This window comes from Pseudomonas frederiksbergensis (assembly GCF_003732705.1).
Taxonomy (GTDB): Bacteria; Pseudomonadota; Gammaproteobacteria; order Pseudomonadales; family Pseudomonadaceae; genus Aquipseudomonas; species Aquipseudomonas frederiksbergensis_F.
The window spans coordinates 43,425-61,016 of record NZ_MOBR01000042.1; the positions used below are offsets into that span (position 1 = coordinate 43,425).

Here is a 17,592-nt window from a genome sequence, read left to right on the forward strand (position 1 = left end):
GAGTCTCGATCAACTGAGCCAATACGCCAGCACCAACGCGACGTATCTGACACCGTTGCTCGCCGCTTCCCAGCATTTGGGCAAACTGTCCCTGGCCCGGGACAAACTGGTCAGCAGCGGCCGCAGCGAGCTGGCCGCCGATGTCGAGCGTGAAGTCACCAGCATTCGCGCCCAAGCAACGCAACTGGATGCCTTGCCGCTGCTCGGCGTGACGACCAGCGCGGAATCGAGCACCGACGATTTCAACGCGATGATGGGCCTGGAAAACACCGAAAAAGCCGCGGCCGAAGATGCCGGCGTCGGCCTCAAGCGTGAGTTGAACAGTCTGCTCACCCGCTACCCGGCGGAGCTGGCGCGTACCCGAGATCAAATTCAAAAACGTGCTGATCTGAGTGCCGCGACGCACACGAAAATCACTGCGGTGCAGCAAGCCATCGCCGGCCTGGAACCGGTGGTGCGCGCCCAGCACGGGCAGATCCAGGGCGAAGTGCGTTTGATGCAAGGGCTGATGATCGGCCTGATCCTGCTGATCGCACTGCTGATCGACACCTTGCAACGCCGCTTGGCCCGGACTCTGACCAACCTGGCGCCCGCCCTCTCGACCTGGGCCGAAGGCGACTTCAGCCAAGACATTCAACTGGGCAAGACCAACCGCGAGCTGCATGACATCCAGGCCTCGCTCAATCGCTTGCGCGCTTACCTGGTGGATTTGGTCGGGACCATTCGCCTCAACGCCGAACAGGTTGCCGGCAGCAGCCGCACCCTGGCCGAGTTGAGCAACGACCTGCACAGCGGCGCCGAGCATCAGGCCGGCGATACCGCGCTGATCCGCGATTCCCTCGGTGAACTGGAGGCCACCATTCAACAAGTGGCCGGTGATGCGAGCCAGGCGGCTGATGCCAGTCGCAACGCCGGGCTGGCGGTGGAGCATGGGCAGAAAGTGATCGGCCTGAGCCTCACCGGGTTGCATGCGTTGGTGGGCGAGGTGCAAGGCAATGCGCAGATGATTGAACACCTGGCTGAAGAGTCGGCGACCATCGGCGGCGTGCTGACCGTGATCCGCTCGATTGCCGACCAGACCAACCTGCTGGCCCTGAACGCGGCCATTGAAGCGGCCCGCGCCGGGGAAATGGGTCGTGGTTTTGCGGTGGTCGCCGAAGAGGTTCGCTCGCTGGCGCAACGTACCGCCGGCGCCACCGCCGAGATCCAGACCTTGATCGCCGGCCTGCAAACCGCCGCCCGGCAATCGGTGGAAGGCATGCGCGCCCAGGTCGAACACGCCGAAGCCACGGCCAATCAGGCACAAGACGCTGACGGGGCGCTGGATAAAATCGTCGACGCGATCCAGACCATCGCCGACACGGCGGTGCGCATTGCCGATGTCACGGCGCAGCAGAGTGGCGCGGTCAGTGAGATCCGCGATCACAGCGAGCGGATTCACCAGTTGGGTGGGGATAACTTGCTAAGGATTGGTGAGGGGCGCGAGCAAGGGGAGAATCTGTTGGTGTTGGGCGGAAGGTTGCATACAGCCGTTCAAGCCTTCCGCGTCTGATAGCCCGCCCTGCATGATCGTTCCCACGCTCCGCGTGGGAATGCAGCCCGGGACGCTCCGCGTCCCTTCAGAGCCGAACGCGGAGCGTCCGTTGAGGCATTCCCACGCAGAGCGTGGGAACGATCAGTGGGGCGGGGCAATCCTTGCTGCCGTCCGCTATCATGCCCCCACTTCCGATACGCGAGATTGTCATGCGCCGCTTGCTCTGCCTGTTGCTGTTAGTCCTAGCCCTGCCGGTCTCCGCCACCGGATTGCTGGACAGTCGGCCCAGTCCGACACTGGGCTCGATCAACAACAGCGCCGACTTCCTGCCGGTGCGCGAAGCCTTTCAGTTGAGTCTGGTCGAAAGCACGCCGCAATCCATCAAGTTGCGTTTCGTCGCCACCGAGGGTTACTACCTCTACCGCCACCGATTCCAGTTCCGCGCCGACCCGGTCGATGTCGCCCTGGGTGCTGCGCAGTTGCCCAACGGTGAAAAGAAGCACGATGAGTACTTCGGCGATGTCGAGGTTTACCACGGGATTCTCGATGTAGAGCTGCCGCGCACCGATCAACGGGCATTCACCCTGGCCGTGACCTATCAGGGCTGCGCCGACAAAGGCCTGTGTTATCCGCCGGAAACCGAGCGGTTGAGCATTGATGGCAGCGGCGCGGTGATCGCCGACAAGGTCGCGACCACGAAGGCGAGTTGGAGCTGGCGCGAACTGGCGCTGTTCTTCCTCGCCGGCCTGGGCCTGACGTTTACCCCGTGTGTGCTGCCGATGCTGCCGATTCTCTCCGGCGTGGTGTTGCGCGGTCAGGTCGGCGGGTTGCGCGGTTTTAATCTGTCGTTGGCGTACGTACTGCCGATGGCGGCGTGTTTCGCCCTGCTCGGCGCGTTGATGGGGATGTTCGGCGCACAACTCAATCTTCAGGCACGCCTGCAATCGGCCTGGGTGCTGGTGCCGTTCGCGATGTTCTTCGCGGTATTTGCACTGGCGATGTTCGGCGTCTTCGAACTGAAACTGCCGCACTTCATCAGCAGCCGACTGGACCGGATTGCCGGACGCACCGAAGGTGGCTCGTTGTGGGGCGCGGCGGTGTTGGGCGTGGTTTCCAGCCTGTTGGTTTCACCTTGCGTCTCGGCGCCCCTGGCCGGTGCGTTGCTGTACATCAGCGCCAGCGGCGATGCCTTGGGCGGCGGTTTGAAACTGTTTGTGCTGGGCCTGGGCATGGGCGCGCCGCTGTTGCTGGTGGCCACTGGCGGCGCAGCCTGGCTGCCGAAAAGCGGACCGTGGCTGGTTTATGTGAAAAACGCCATTGGCGTGCTGCTGCTGGGGCTGGCGGTGGGATTGCTCAGTCGAGTGTTGCCGGGCCAGATCACCTTGCTGTTGATCGGCTTACTGGCCGGTGGCATCGGTTTGTTCATGGGCGCACTGGAGTTCGTCTACAAACCTCCTCGAAAACGCCTGGGGCAATTGCTGGGGATGTTTCTGGTGTTTTATGCCCTGGCCTGTTGGTACGGCGCATTCAGCGGCCAGACCGATCCATTCAATCCCATTGGCCAGTCACGCACTGTCGTAACCACCGAACAGACGCAACGCACCGGCACCTGGCAAACCGTCACCACCCCTGGCGACCTCGATCGCGTCCTCGCCGAAGCAAAAACATCGGGCACCCCGCTGCTGCTGGACTGGTACGCCGACTGGTGCATCAGCTGCAAAGTGATCGAACACCAAGTGCTAAACGACGCCAAAGTCGTGGAAGGGCTCAAGGGTTATCGTCTGATTCGCTTCGACGTCAGCGCCAGCAACGCCGAGCAACGCGCCTTGCTCGACCGCTACACATTATTCGGCCCTCCGGCGCTGATGCTTTTCGATGAAGACGGCATCGAGCACACCGATGTGCGGGTAATCGGCGAGATCAATGCAAAAGACTTCGCCGAACGTGTCGACAAAGCGAATGACCGGATTTAATCACTCGGTCATATATTTCGCGCAAACATCGGCCATCGTGCTGGCTATTGCATAGAACTGGACAGTCACAAACGCTTTGCGGCATAGTCGCCGGGTTCTGACAATTGCACACAGATAACAAGGAACAGCAGATGGCGACGCTACTGGTTCTGCACGGACCCAACCTGAACTTGCTCGGCACCCGTGAACCGGGCACCTACGGCGCTACGACATTGGCGCAGATCAACCAGGACCTGGAACGCCGTGCTCGCGAGGGCGGTCATCATTTGCTGCACCTGCAAAGCAACGCCGAGTACGAATTGATTGACCGCATCCACGCTGCCAGCAGCGAAGGTGTGGATTTCATTCTGATCAATCCAGCAGCTTTTACACACACAAGTGTCGCATTACGTGACGCGCTGCTGGCGGTGAGCATCCCATTCATCGAAGTGCATTTGTCTAACGTGCACAAACGCGAACCTTTCCGCCATCACTCTTACTTCTCCGATGTAGCGGTGGGAGTGATCTGCGGCCTTGGCGCCAGCGGTTATCGACTGGCCCTGGAGGCCGCACTAGAGCAGCTTGAAAGACAGGCAACGGCTTGAACAACAAGCGTTGAACGCCCCTGACCGACCCTTGGGAGTTGATGATTCATGGATATCCGTAAAGTTAAGAAACTGATCGAATTGCTGGAAGAGTCCGGCATCGACGAGCTCGAGATCAAGGAAGGCGAAGAGTCCGTACGCATCAGCCGTCACAGCAAAACCCCGGCTCAGCAGTACTACGCTCCTGCGCCAATGCACGCTCCGGCCCCGGCACCTGTTGCCGCTGCTCCGGTGGCTGCCGCCGCCCCTGCTGCTCCGGCCGCACCTATACTGAACGGCACCGTTGCCCGTTCGCCTATGGTCGGCACCTTCTATCGCAAATCTTCCCCGTCCTCGCCGTCCTTCGTTGAAGTGGGCCAGACCGTGAAGAAAGGCGACACCCTGTGCATCGTTGAAGCCATGAAGATGATGAACCACATCGAAGCTGAAACCAGCGGTGTGATCGAATCCATCCTCGTCGAAGACGGCCAGCCGGTTGAGTACGACCAACCGCTGTTCACCATCGTTTGAACCGCGGAGAGACTTTGATGACTGCGAAGTTGGAAAAAGTTCTGATCGCCAACCGCGGTGAGATCGCCCTGCGGATCCTGCGTGCCTGCAAAGAGATGGGCATCAAGACCGTCGCCGTTTATTCCACGGCTGACAAAGAGCTGATGCACCTGGGTCTGGCGGACGAATCCGTCTGCATCGGTCCGGCATCGGCTGCAAAGTCTTACCTGCACATTCCGGCGATCATCGCTGCCGCTGAAGTGACCGGCGCTACCGCCATTCACCCAGGCTACGGTTTCCTCGCGGAAAACGCCGATTTCGCCGAACAGGTCGAGAACTCCGGTTTCGCCTTCATTGGCCCAAAAGCTGACACCATTCGCCTGATGGGCGACAAGGTATCGGCCAAGCACGCCATGATCGCTGCCGGCGTCCCGACTGTTCCGGGTTCCGACGGTCCGCTGCCGGAAGACGAAGAAACGGCCTTGCGTATCGGCCTTGAAGTCGGCTACCCGGTGATCATCAAAGCCGCTGGCGGCGGCGGTGGTCGCGGCATGCGCGTTGTGCATAAAGAAGAAGACCTGATCTCCTCGGCCAAACTGACCCGCTCCGAAGCAGGCGCGGCGTTCGGCAACCCGATGGTCTATCTGGAAAAATTCCTGACCAACCCACGTCACGTGGAAGTCCAGGTTCTTTCCGATGGTCAGGGTCACGCGATCCATCTGGGCGACCGCGATTGCTCGCTGCAACGTCGTCACCAGAAGGTTCTCGAAGAAGCGCCGGCACCGGGCATCGACGAGAAAGCTCGCGCGGAAGTCCTCGCCCGCTGCGTCAAGGCGTGCATCGACATCAACTACCGTGGCGCAGGTACTTTCGAGTTCCTGTATGAAAACGGCGCGTTCTATTTCATCGAAATGAACACCCGCGTTCAAGTTGAGCACCCGGTATCGGAAATGGTCACCGGCATCGACATCGTCAAGGAGATGCTCAGCATCGCCGCTGGCAACAAGCTGTCGTACACCCAGGAAGACGTCGTCATCCGCGGTCACGCCCTTGAATGCCGGATCAACGCCGAAGACCCGAAAACCTTCATGCCAAGCCCAGGCACGGTCAAGCATTTCCACGCCCCAGGCGGCAACGGCGTTCGCGTCGATTCGCACCTGTACAGTGGCTATGCCGTTCCGCCGAACTACGATTCGTTGATCGGCAAGCTGATCACCTACGGCGCAACCCGTGACGAAGCCCTGGCGCGCATGCGCAATGCGCTGGACGAAATCGTTGTCGACGGGATCAAGACCAACATCCCGCTGCACCGCGACCTGGTCCGCGATGAAGGCTTCTGCAAAGGTGGAATCAACATCCACTACCTGGAACACAAGCTGGCTAACCAGCATTAAGATGTGATCCAGACCAACAAAGCCGCTTTCGAGCGGCTTTGTTGTTTCTGGAGGTTTCATCCAATTTAACTGTCAGGTATTCGTCTGTCGGGGCTGGCTATAATCGCCCCCTAATCAACGCAACGTTGACGAACCAGAGCCTGCCTATGCCTGAAAAACTGCCCATCAATCTCAACGACCTCCTACGCCAGCGGACCGTCGAGAGCGAGCGAACCGATCGAGGTCCGCATCAGCCACGAGGAACTGGTGATTTTGAGCTTCCCCGGACCCGATCGCTCAATCCGCCTGGAAGACTTACGAACCGGTCGCGCCGTGAGCCGCCGGTACCGCAACCGGCGAATTGGTGAGTTCCTGAAAGAGCTGGACCTGACCGAGGGCCGTTCGACCGGGATTCCGAAAATACTTAAGGTCATGGCCGCCAACGGTTCGCCCGCGCCGCTATTTGAATCCGACGACGACAGGATTTCATATGTCGTGCGTCTGCCCGCACACCCTCAATCACAGAGCACTGATACAACGAACATGGAAGTCACCATGGAAGTCGCCATGGAAGTCGCTGCGTTGCTGAAGGTGATCGACGGCGAAATGAGCAGACAAGAGCTTCAAGCTTTTATGAGCCTGAAAAACGCCGACCACTTCCGCAAGGCCTACATACTGCCGGCCATCGCTGCCGGGGTCATTGAAATGACGCTCCCAGAACAACCTAACAGCCGATTACAACGCTATCGCGTGACAAACAAAGGACTGCAATGGCTCAAAGCCAAAAATTCAGGGAGTTAACATCAAGATGTGATCCAGACCAACAAAGCCGCTTTCGAGCGGCTTTGTTGTTTCTGCTCCGGGCGTTATTCCTGCGGGTTACACCGCCATAGCCTCATGCACAGCCATACCCTTGAGGTAGTCGGCCCAGGGGTCTCGCCCCTCGATCGCATCCTCCAGACTTATCGCGTTACCTGCCGATGCACGCAGCCCAAGGCTCGCAGCAAACAGCGTGTTGCTGAGGACCTCCATGGCGAGTCTGCGGATCCGGAATGAGGTCATGGTCTGCGGCACGCTCAGGAGATTGGCATCCGTCGCTGCCTGGTCGAGTGCAGGGTTGATCTGGCCAAATTTTTCCAGGATGACTGTTGAGCTCGCGCCAGGCGTGGGCATTTCCCCCTGGTCATAAGCGACCCAGTCGAGCGGCAATAGTGTTGGCAGACTTTGCGTAGCCATGCCTCCGGTCACCGTTTCGCTGTTCACCGGTAGCAGCCGGGCATTCAAGTCCGTGCGCTCGACGACAGTTATTTGCCGTGGGAAAAACTCGTAGGCGCAATCGGCATAGGCCGGGTGCTGGCACAGCACCAGGATGCCGAAACGCCCTTTCGCGACGGTCCCTGCGACCGACTGTCCGACCAAAAACAGCGTCAACGTTCCATATTCCAGGCGTTTGCGATGACTCAGGGACATCAACGACAGGCTGTATTGGAGCGCCCGCACGTAGGTCGTCCACAACTCGCTGTCTCGAGCGATGAAACCCTGGCCATAACTCCGGTTGACGTCACCCAGCAAATGGAAACGCTGGGCCATGACCGAGAAATCGAGGGCCTCGAGCGTGGAGTGCCAGCGGTTCGAATCAGAGACCAATTGCCCGGCCAGGTGCAAGTCGACGCAAGAAGCCAGCTGGACGTTTTGTTCTGGCTCCGTCCCGCCCCCTCGCTCGCCGTTCGAAGTATCCGACTGTCGCGCCAGGACCTTCATTTCCAGCCGCTCATTCCCCGGGAACACCCGGAGCAGATCCGCCAGGGCCGATTCCCGGCGCGTGGCGTCAACCCGATGAAGCGCTTCAATCGACGATTGAAGCCCATCGAACTGCGTCAACAGGGCGGCTTTCGCCGTGGAGAACTCCGCCGGCGTAAACACCTCGCCGTTGCTGGGCAGCACACCGTTGGCCCTCGCCCAATCAATCACCGGGCCGGAAAACTCTCTCAAGCTCCAGTACCCTGGTTTGATCGCTCTCAGCCGCTCGCCGCTCATGATGTTTTCGAACGACAATCGGCGGGACGAGCCCGGGTATTTCCCTTCCAGATAGGCGACACAGTGCTTGAAGTGCACCCAGACCTGGCTGGTCATGTAGGCGATCTGCTCGGGGATATCGCGCACCAGGAACTCCGGGGCCACGCCACTGAGTAGTAGATGCGCCGCCAGCGGTGCGGTTTCGGTGCTCAACCGGTGATTAGCCACCAGCCTGGTCTCGATGATCGTCAGCAGATTGCCGTAGCTGTCTGCCCAGAATTGCTCGTCGGCCAGGTTGATCCCGGCGATTGTGTTCCTGTTCTGCCCCGCCTGCGGATCAAGGCTGAGGATCGCCGCCGCCAGCACCAGCGAGTGACGGCCGGCTCGGGTGATTGCATTCCGGGCCTGGTCCCCCTGCCAGGTCACGGCGAGGGTCAGCCTGTCAGCCAGTCGCTGCGCCCGTGGGCAAGCGAGCATCTGCGAGATCAAGAGATCGGCTCCGGCCCGCACGCTCTCGCGGGACTTACCACTGACTGGCTTCTGTGCCAGGTAGTCGAATAACGAGCCATTGATCCCGGCCATGAACTGCACAGCGGCATCGCGCACCTGCTGACGTTGCGCCGCCGAAAGCACCACCGTGACCTCGGCCCTCTTCAGCGCCGCCCAGTAATACAGCGACGTACCGATCCGGGGCATGAAATGCTCAGGCTCTTCGATGATCTGCAAGCGGCGCGATAACAACGGCGACGATACCGAGGCGAACGTCCCGCCCAGGGCATTCCAGTACTCCTGCGCCGATTGTGGCCGCAACGGTACGGCGCGCAGACGCTGGGCCATGATCCGGGCATCTTCAGCCGTGACGGGCGGCGCGAGGCTGTAAAACTTCAGCATCTGCTCCAGGGTGACATCGCCGTTGGAGCGAAGGGCGCCGCCCAATCGCGTAGCAATCAAGGCGAGGGACTGGAACTTGCCTGCAAGCACCGCGTTTGCCTTCACAGCGTTGTCCAGGTCTATCCAGGTCCCGTCCAGCTTGCGGGCACCGACATAGCCGGCACCGGTCACCAGCACATGACCGGCGGGATCGATCTGTCGGGTTGTCATCAGCTGTTTGAACTCATCGAGTTCCATGACCGCCAACAACTCGGTCTTGCCGACTTCGGTCAGCTCCGACAGCGGAGAATCAGGGTCGATGTAGGCATTGAGCCCTGCCGTGGAAACCGCCGCGGCATCCGCTTGGGCGCCGCTCAAGACTTGCAGCTTGTAGCCCATCAAATAGCGGTTATTGAGCAAGCCGATGTAACGTCGATGCCTGAGCAGTGCCGCAGCGGAATGGGCCGACGCATGGACGTAGGGTGTCAACGAATCCGGTGCCTGCCTGAGGGTGGCGGCCAGCACACGGACCTCGGTCGCATTCGCCGGTGTTTCTCGCTCATAGGCCTTCAGTACATTGGCCAGGCTGAAACAGCCATCAGAGTGAACGTCCGAACCGAGTTTTTCCGCCTGCGCTGCCAGCTCAAGTAAATCGCGGGCCACGTCGGGCGCCGCGAGCCTCTCGGCAGCCACGGCTTGCGGAACGGAAAAACGGTCAATCTCCATCAGGGTCCGGCCGACCCGGGAAAAATAGTACCCGGTGGGCGAGGTCATTCTGCCGACATTCAATTTGATACTCAGGCCTTGCAGCAAACGCAGCGCCGAATTCATCGTTTGCGCGAGCATCGAACCGGAGTCCAGCTTGATGCGCCGTCGATAGGTTTCGAGAAAGTCGTACTCCTCGGTGCTCTCGGACTGATCCTGCAGCGCCCTTTCCAACTCGCTGGCCAGTTTCGCGCAGTCCCTGACCTGTTCCGCCTGCTCCACCGAAACGGAGGTGGAAATATGGCCACTGCTGTCGATCACGGGAAATCCCGACAGCCGCCGCAACTCATCCACCAGCACATGGGCCTGGGGGCGATTGGCCGGCAGAGGATAACCGTGGAACGCCAGGGTCGCGCCCAGGGAAAACGCCTGGCTGGAGGCTGTGGACGGATCCCGAAGACCAAACGGATCGATGCCGGCGGGGTCGATGATTTGCGCAACGGCGTTGATGGGCCCGGCCACCTGCCACCAGCCGGAATCATCGTCCAACGCCATGACGCGCGGGGTCGTGACACCCGCTTCAACGGCGTTCACATACAAGGTGCCGCCCTGTACCCGCAGGCTCTTGAGGTCCAGATGATGCTGCGCTGCCCAGGTCACGAATTCCGTGTGCTGGATGGCCTTGAGGTAAACATCCAGCCATTGCCACAACATGCAGTGCGCCGGAAGCGCAAAGGTGTCGGGCATTTCATAGCGCAGGGTGTCCCTGCGAATGGCACCGGACAGGCTGTCGATCAGCGCGTCGATGAGCGCCCGATCCCCCGCGTCGCCCTTGACTTGAATGTCCGCCAGCCGAATCGAATCAAGGTCTTTGCCAGCCACCTGGCCCCGGATAAATAGATGTTCTTCCATGAATAACCTACTGCTGCTTGGCAGCCCCAGAAAGTGGGGAACCCCTGAGCCCAATAGTCCATTTGCGGGAAAATGTTACATAGAGGCCCTTTCCGCCAGAGCGGCGAGGTAATTCCCTGAAACAAGTAGGGCGCTGGACCTCAGCCTGTGGGAACAAGGCCTTGGGCCTTTGATCACAGCAATCCGGTCGTCTTCTGCCCCGCGCTCGCGTAAACTTGCGCGCTTCTCGCAGCCCGCTAGGCTGCAATCAATATTTTTCAAAGGTGCCCGCCATGCCTTGGCTGCAAGTCCGTCTCGCCATCAGCCCAGAACAAGCCGAAACCTACGAAGACGCTTTCCTTGAAGTGGGCGCCGTGTCGGTGACCTTCATGGACGCCGAAGACCAGCCGATCTTCGAACCGGAACTCAACACCACGCCGCTGTGGTCCCACACCCATCTGCTGGCCCTGTTCGAGGACGGCACCAAAGCCGCCAGCGTCCTGGCCCACATGGAATTGCTGACCGGCGGCCCGTTGCCTGAGCATCACAGCGAAATCATCGAAGACCAGGACTGGGAACGCAGCTGGATGGATGGCTTCCAGCCGATGCGTTTCGGTGAGCGCCTGTGGATCGTCCCGAGCTGGCACGCTGCTCCAGAGCCAGACGCCGTGAATTTGCTGCTGGACCCGGGCCTGGCGTTCGGCACCGGCACCCACCCGACCACCGCGCTGTGCCTGGAATGGCTCGACGGCCAGGACCTGAAGGACTGCAACGTGCTGGACTTTGGCTGCGGCTCGGGGATCCTAGCCATCGCCGCCCTGTTGTTGGGCGCCAAGGAAGCCGTCGGCACCGACATCGACGTGCAAGCCCTGGAAGCCTCCCGCGACAACGCCGGGCGCAACAACATTGCTGAAGCACTGTTCCCGCTGTACCTGCCGCAAGATCTGCCGCAGGTGCAGGCCGACGTGCTGGTCGCCAACATCCTCGCCGGGCCGCTGGTGTCCCTGGCGCCGCAATTGTCCAGCCTGGTCAAATCCGGTGGTCGCCTGGCGCTGTCGGGCATCCTGGCCGAGCAAGGTGAAGAAGTCGCCAAGGCCTATGCCCAGGACTTCGATCTGGACCCGATTGCCAATCGCGATGGCTGGGTGCGCATCACTGGCCGTCGGCGCTAGAATGAGCGCCTGCATAATCCGGATCGCCGCATGACCGACAGCTTCGTCACCCAGTGCCCGCATTGCCAAACCAGCTTCCGCGTCAGCCATGCTCAATTGAGCGTGGCCCGTGGAGTGGTTCGCTGTGGCTCCTGCTTGCAGGTGTTCAACGCCGCCAAGCAACTGCTTGAGCAACGGGCCGGCAAAGAAGCCGTCAAACCGGTTGCCCCGGCCATTGTCGAGCCACCGGTGCGGGCTATCAGCCAAAAGCAGTGGTCTGCCACCGAGATGGATCTGGACAGCCTCGACCTGGACCAGGAACTGGCCCGGCTCGAACAGCGGGAAATCCAGCCGACCACGGAGTTTGGCCGGCACCGCGAAAACGGCCTCAGTGCTCGCCGCGACTCTGTCGAGCACGACGATGAACCCTGGTCTGACAGCCTCTTCAGCGAATCGGCAGCTGATCGCGCCCAGGCCGTCGAAGCCGACCAACGGGAACCGCAGGCAGATCCTGGCAAGCACGCGCGCACAGAACCTTCGTTCTCGCTGGAACCGGTTGATCTGGACGACGAGCCCCAGGTGCCGCAACTGCGCCTGAATGATCCACTCGACATGCCCCTGCGCCATGATCGTCTGTCGGCAACCGATACAACTGACGACGACCTGCCCCCGATCGCCCCCTTGCGCAAGCGACACGAACGCAGCGAAGCGACCGAACGCGACGAAGCCTTGCACGACCTGACCGACGACCCGTTGCAACTCGATTGGCAGAAGCGCCGTTCGCCGTGGGGTCGACGGTTTTTCTGGATGGTGCTGATCCTGCTGGGGGTCGCCGGCCTCGTCGGCCAGTACGTGGCCTATCATTTCGATGAACTGGCCCGACAGGACCAATACCGTCCGTGGTTTCAGCAACTGTGCCCGCAAATCGGCTGCACGGTGCCGTCCAAGGTCGACATTGCCAAGGTCAAAAGCAGCAACCTGGTGGTTCGCAGCCACCCGGACTTCAGTGGCGCGCTGGTGGTGGATGCCATCATCTATAACCGCGCGGCCTTCTCCCAGCCTTTCCCGTTGCTGGAACTGCGCTTTGCCGATCTCAACGGCCATTTGATCGCCAGTCGTCGCTTCAAACCCGGCGAGTACCTTAACGGCGACCTCGAAGGGATGGCCGAGATGCCACCCCAAACGCCGATCCACATCGCGCTGGACATCCTTGATCCAGGCCCCAAAGCGGTGAACTACAGCCTGAGCTTCCATTCTCCCGAGTGAAACGCTTCAGTGTTCCGGGATTGACGGCGGTTTTCTGACTACACCCGTGCGAACCAAACCACTGGCGATAACAGAATAACTGTTCAGATTTTGTTCAATTCAGCCTTTATCCAGTCATCGAGAGCGGGTATCATGCCAACCCTTTTTCGAACTCTAATGATCCGGCCCCACAACAGGGAAGTCCTATGTCGGCGGTACGCATCGGTCCATATACATTGCACAACGGTTTGATCCTCGCCCCCATGGCGGGCGTCACCGACCAGCCCTTTCGTCAGCTGTGCAAGCGACTGGGCGCAGGGCTTGTAGTGTCGGAAATGGTCACCAGCGACATGAGCTTGTGGAACACCCGCAAATCGCGGATGCGCATGATCCACGAAGGTGATCCCGAGCCACGCTCGGTACAGATCGCCGGGGGTGATGCACAGATGCTGGCGGATGCGGCCCGGGCCAACGTGGAACTGGGCGCACAGATTATTGATATCAACATGGGCTGTCCGGCCAAGAAGGTCTGCAACAAGGCCGCCGGTTCCGCACTGTTGAAAGATGAAGCATTGGTGACCGAGATCCTGCAGGCCGTCGTGGCCGCGGTTGATGTGCCGGTCACCCTGAAGATCCGCACGGGTTGGGACCGGGACAACAAGAACGGTTTGACCGTGGCCAAGATCGCCGAGCAGGCAGGCATTACGGCGTTGGCGGTCCACGGCCGCACCCGTGCCGACCTGTACACCGGTGAAGCCGAATACGACACGATTGCCGCGATCAAGCAGGCCGTGTCGATTCCGGTCTTCGCCAATGGCGACATTGATTCACCCGAGAAGGCCCGGTACGTGCTCGACGCGACCGGTGCCGATGGCCTGTTGGTAGGCCGGGCCGCCCAGGGGCGGCCATGGATTTTTCGTGAGATCGACCATTTTCTGCGTACCGGCGAAAAACTGCCGGCACCGGAGTTGATCGAGGTGGAACGTATTCTGCTTGAGCATCTGGCCGCGCTGCACGCCTTCTATGGAGACGTGATGGGCGTACGCATCGCTCGCAAGCATGTGGGCTGGTATCTCGCAACCCTGCCGGGCGCCAGGGAGTTCCGCGCCCACTTCAATCGTTTGGATGGTACGGAAACACAATGCGCCAACGTTCGGGAGTTCTTCGCCGAGCGTTACAAGAGCCTGACAGGGGACGGAGAAGGGGTGGCCGCATGACGATGATGACCGAGACTTTAGTGAGTGGAACAACACCCGTGAGCGACAACGTGAATTTGAAACAGCACCTCAATACGCCGAGCGAAGAAGGTCAGACCCTTCGCGGGAGTGTCGAGAAGGCGCTGCACAATTATTTCGCCCACCTTGAAGGCGCTGCCGTCACGGATGTGTACAACCTGGTGCTCTCCGAAGTCGAGGCTCCCCTGCTCGAATGCGTGATGAACTACGTCAAGGGCAACCAGACCAAGGCCAGCGAGCTGCTCGGGCTGAACCGAGGCACGCTGCGCAAGAAACTCAAGCAGTACGATTTGCTGTAAGCATTCAATCAAACCAGAAAGGCGCCCGCGTAAAACCGGTCGCCTTTTTTGCTGACTCCTTTGCTTTTGATGGAAATTGAAATGACCGACCAGACTACCCGCCTGCCGATCCGCCGCGCCTTGATCAGCGTTTCCGACAAGACCGGGATCCTCGAATTCGCCAAGGAGCTTGAAGCTCTGGGCGTCGAGATCCTCTCCACCGGCGGGACGTTCAAGCTGCTGCGCGACAACGGTGTTGCTGCAGTGGAAGTCGCGGATTACACCGGTTTCGCAGAAATGATGGACGGTCGGGTCAAGACCCTGCACCCGAAAATCCACGGCGGGATCCTCGGTCGTCGCGGTATCGACGACGCGATCATGAACGAGCACGGCATCAAGCCGATCGATCTGGTAGCGGTCAACCTGTACCCGTTCGAAGCCACCATCAACAAGCCAGGCTGCGACCTGCCGACCGCCATCGAGAACATCGATATCGGCGGCCCGACCATGGTCCGCTCGGCAGCCAAAAACCATAAAGACGTGGCCATCGTGGTGAATGCCAGCGACTACGCCAACGTCCTGGAAAGCCTCAAGGCCGGCGGCCTGACCTACGCTCAGCGCTTTGACCTGATGCTCAAGGCCTTCGAACACACCGCCGCCTACGACGGCATGATCGCCAACTACATGGGCACCGTGAACCAGGCCGCTGACACCCTCAGCACCGAAGGTCGCAGCGAGTTCCCGCGCACCTTCAACAGCCAGTTCGTCAAGGCCCAGGAAATGCGCTACGGCGAGAACCCGCACCAGAGCGCGGCGTTCTACGTGGAAGCCAAGCCTGCCGAAGTCGGCATCGCCACCGCGACCCAACTGCAAGGCAAAGAACTGTCGTACAACAACGTGGCCGACACCGACGCCGCGCTGGAATGCGTGAAGAGCTTCGTCAAACCGGCCTGTGTGATCGTCAAGCACGCCAACCCGTGCGGCGTTGCGGTCAGCCCGGACGCCGAAGGCGGCATCCGTCAGGCTTACGAACTGGCTTACGCCACCGACACCGAATCCGCGTTCGGCGGCATCATCGCCTTCAACCGCGAACTGGATGCTGCAACCGCCAAGGCTATCGTCGAGCGTCAGTTCGTCGAAGTGATCATTGCCCCAAGCGTCAGCGAAGAAGCCCGCGCCATCGTGGCCGCCAAAGCCAATGTGCGCCTGCTGACCTGCGGTGAGTGGTCGTCTGACCGCGCTGCTGCCTGGGACTACAAACGCGTCAACGGCGGTTTGCTGGTGCAGAGCCGCGACATCGGCATGATCAGCGCCGATGACCTGAAAGTCGTGACCAAGCGTGCCCCGACCGAACAGGAAATCAACGACCTGATCTTCGCCTGGAAAGTCGCCAAGTACGTTAAATCCAACGCCATCGTCTACGCCAAGAACCGCCAGACCATCGGTGTCGGCGCCGGCCAGATGAGCCGCGTGAACTCCGCCCGCATCGCTGCGATCAAGGCTGAACACGCCGGTTTGCAGGTGGCAGGCTCGGTGATGGCCTCCGACGCGTTCTTCCCGTTCCGCGACGGCCTGGACAATGCAGCCAAGGTGGGTATCACCGCAGTGATCCAGCCGGGCGGCTCGATGCGTGATGCGGAAGTGATTGCCGCGGCTGATGAAGCCGGCATCGCCATGGTCTTCACCGGCATGCGCCATTTCAGGCACTGAGTGCAGCGACAAGTCCCAAGCTGCAAGCGACAAGTAAAAGCCGACCTGCGTAGCTCTTACTGCCACTTGCAGCCTTACTAATTCAGAGCTGCACGCCGCACTTCAGAGCGATACAGATTGCTCTCAACTTGCCGCTTGCAGCTTGCAGCTTCTCCGAAGGAGTCTTCTTTTTGAACATTTTGATCATTGGCAGCGGTGGCCGTGAACACGCCCTGGCCTGGAAAGTGGCTCAGGATCCGCGCGTGCAGAAGGTTTTCGTGGCCCCGGGCAACGCCGGCACCGCCATCGAAGCCAAGTGCGAAAACGTCGCCATCGACGTGCTGGCCCTTGAGCAACTGGCCGATTTTGCCGAGAAGAACGTTTCCCTGACCATCGTCGGCCCGGAAGTCCCGCTGGTTGCCGGCGTTGTCGACCTGTTCCGCGCCCGTGGCCTGGATTGCTTCGGTCCGACCGCTGGCGCTGCCCAGCTGGAAGGTTCGAAAGCGTTCACCAAGGATTTCCTGGCTCGCCACAAGATCCCGACTGCCGACTACCAGAACTTCACCGAGATCGAGCCAGCCCTGGCTTATCTGCGTGAAAAAGGCGCACCGATCGTGATCAAGGCCGATGGCCTGGCCGCCGGTAAAGGCGTGATCGTGGCCATGACCCTGGCCGAAGCCGAAGACGCCGTGCGCGACATGCTCGCCGGCAACGCTTTTGGCGACGCCGGTTCCCGTGTGGTGATCGAAGAGTTCCTCGACGGCGAGGAAGCCAGCTTCATTGTCATGGTCGACGGCAAGAACGTACTGCCGATGGCCACCAGCCAGGACCACAAACGCGTGGGCGACGGCGACACCGGCCCGAACACCGGCGGCATGGGTGCCTACTCCCCTGCCCCGGTCGTGACCGCTGAAGTACACAAGCGCGTCATGGACCTGGTGATTTGGCCAACCGTGCGCGGCATGGCCGATGAAGGCAACGTCTACACCGGTTTCCTCTACGCCGGCCTGATGATCGACAAAGCGGGCAACCCAAAAGTTATCGAGTTCAACTGCCGGTTCGGCGACCCGGAAACCCAACCGGTGATGTTGCGTTTGCAGTCGAGCCTGGTGTTGCTGGTCGAAGCCGCGCTGGCACAAGCCCTGGACAAGGTCGAAGCACAGTGGGATCCACGCCCGAGCGTCGGCATCGTGTTGGCGGCGGGCGGCTATCCTGGCGACTACGCTAAAGGCGTGGCGATCAACGGCCTGGACGCAGCGGCGGGCCTGGAAGGCAAAGTCTTCCACGCCGGCACGGCGCTCAAGGACGGTCAGGTGGTGACGGCCGGTGGTCGGGTGCTGTGCGCCACGGCCATGGGGGCCAGCGTTGATGCGGCCCAACAGCAGGCTTACAAACTGGCGGCTAAAATCGACTGGGAAGGTTGTTTCTATCGCAAGGACATTGGCTACCGCGCCATTGCCCGCGAGCGTGGCGAAAATCAGGAATAGGCCATCCATTCGGCCAGGCAAGGGCGTGATGCCCTTGCCGGACTATTCCAGCGCCGCGCATAGTTATATTCT

Annotated in this window: 13 protein-coding genes; 12 read left to right on the forward strand and 1 reads right to left on the reverse strand. The window is 60.7% G+C overall.

Features of this window, described 5'->3' with window-relative positions; translation table 11 throughout:
• Positions 1-508: 508 nt before the first annotated feature.
• The 6 genes from BK667_RS34110 to BK667_RS29475 all read left to right on the forward strand — a co-directional run bounded on the left by BK667_RS34110 (position 509) and on the right by BK667_RS29475 (position 6,754).
• Entirely contained in the window at positions 509-1,552 is a 1,044-nt protein-coding gene (locus tag BK667_RS34110; RefSeq protein ID WP_375538751.1) for a methyl-accepting chemotaxis protein, read from the forward strand.
• 191 nt (positions 1,553-1,743) lie between these two features.
• Positions 1,744-3,507, forward strand: a complete 1,764-nt coding sequence (locus BK667_RS29455) for a protein-disulfide reductase DsbD (RefSeq protein WP_123599681.1) — start codon at positions 1,744-1,746, stop codon at positions 3,505-3,507.
• A 131-nt stretch (positions 3,508-3,638) separates the two neighbouring features.
• Positions 3,639-4,091, forward strand: a complete 453-nt coding sequence (gene aroQ, locus BK667_RS29460; protein ID WP_123599682.1) for a type II 3-dehydroquinate dehydratase — start codon at positions 3,639-3,641, stop codon at positions 4,089-4,091.
• 48 nt (positions 4,092-4,139) lie between these two features.
• On the forward strand, positions 4,140-4,601 hold the full coding sequence (gene accB, locus BK667_RS29465) for an acetyl-CoA carboxylase biotin carboxyl carrier protein (RefSeq protein WP_123599683.1): 462 nt from the start codon (positions 4,140-4,142) through the stop codon (positions 4,599-4,601).
• Between the two features lie 17 nt (positions 4,602-4,618).
• On the forward strand, positions 4,619-5,974 hold the full coding sequence (gene accC / locus BK667_RS29470; RefSeq protein ID WP_123599684.1) for an acetyl-CoA carboxylase biotin carboxylase subunit: 1,356 nt from the start codon (positions 4,619-4,621) through the stop codon (positions 5,972-5,974).
• A gap of 216 nt (positions 5,975-6,190) precedes the next feature.
• Positions 6,191-6,754 carry a Fic family protein gene (locus tag BK667_RS29475; protein ID WP_259698263.1) on the forward strand — a complete coding sequence of 188 codons (564 nt, stop codon included), beginning with the start codon at positions 6,191-6,193 and terminating at the stop codon, positions 6,752-6,754.
• Positions 6,755-6,832: 78 nt separating this feature from the next.
• Here the strand turns inward: BK667_RS29475 and BK667_RS29480 are convergent, their stop codons facing one another.
• Positions 6,833-10,456 (reverse strand): hypothetical protein, encoded by a 3,624-nt coding sequence (locus BK667_RS29480; RefSeq protein ID WP_123599685.1) that lies wholly within the window; start codon positions 10,454-10,456, stop codon positions 6,833-6,835.
• Between the two features lie 272 nt (positions 10,457-10,728).
• On the opposite strand from BK667_RS29480, the gene prmA reads away from it, so the two are divergent.
• From prmA to purD, 6 genes are all read left to right on the forward strand, one after another.
• On the forward strand, positions 10,729-11,607 hold the full coding sequence (gene prmA / locus BK667_RS29485) for a 50S ribosomal protein L11 methyltransferase (protein ID WP_123599686.1): 879 nt from the start codon (positions 10,729-10,731) through the stop codon (positions 11,605-11,607).
• A gap of 30 nt (positions 11,608-11,637) precedes the next feature.
• Entirely contained in the window at positions 11,638-12,852 is a 1,215-nt protein-coding gene (locus tag BK667_RS29490) for a DUF3426 domain-containing protein (RefSeq protein ID WP_123599687.1), read from the forward strand.
• A gap of 185 nt (positions 12,853-13,037) precedes the next feature.
• Entirely contained in the window at positions 13,038-14,048 is a 1,011-nt protein-coding gene (gene dusB / locus BK667_RS29495; protein ID WP_123510800.1) for a tRNA dihydrouridine synthase DusB, read from the forward strand.
• Positions 14,045-14,365: a DNA-binding transcriptional regulator Fis gene (gene fis / locus BK667_RS29500; RefSeq protein ID WP_007907419.1), complete on the forward strand. Its 321-nt coding sequence runs from the start codon at positions 14,045-14,047 to the stop codon at positions 14,363-14,365. Before dusB ends, fis begins: the two co-directional genes overlap by 4 nt.
• A gap of 81 nt (positions 14,366-14,446) precedes the next feature.
• A complete protein-coding gene (gene purH, locus BK667_RS29505; RefSeq protein WP_123599688.1) occupies positions 14,447-16,054 on the forward strand; it encodes a bifunctional phosphoribosylaminoimidazolecarboxamide formyltransferase/IMP cyclohydrolase in 1,608 nt (535 codons plus the stop codon).
• 170 nt (positions 16,055-16,224) lie between these two features.
• Complete coding sequence (gene purD / locus BK667_RS29510; RefSeq protein ID WP_123599689.1) at positions 16,225-17,520, forward strand: phosphoribosylamine--glycine ligase; 1,296 nt, start codon at positions 16,225-16,227, stop codon at positions 17,518-17,520.
• Positions 17,521-17,592 lie beyond the last annotated feature (72 nt).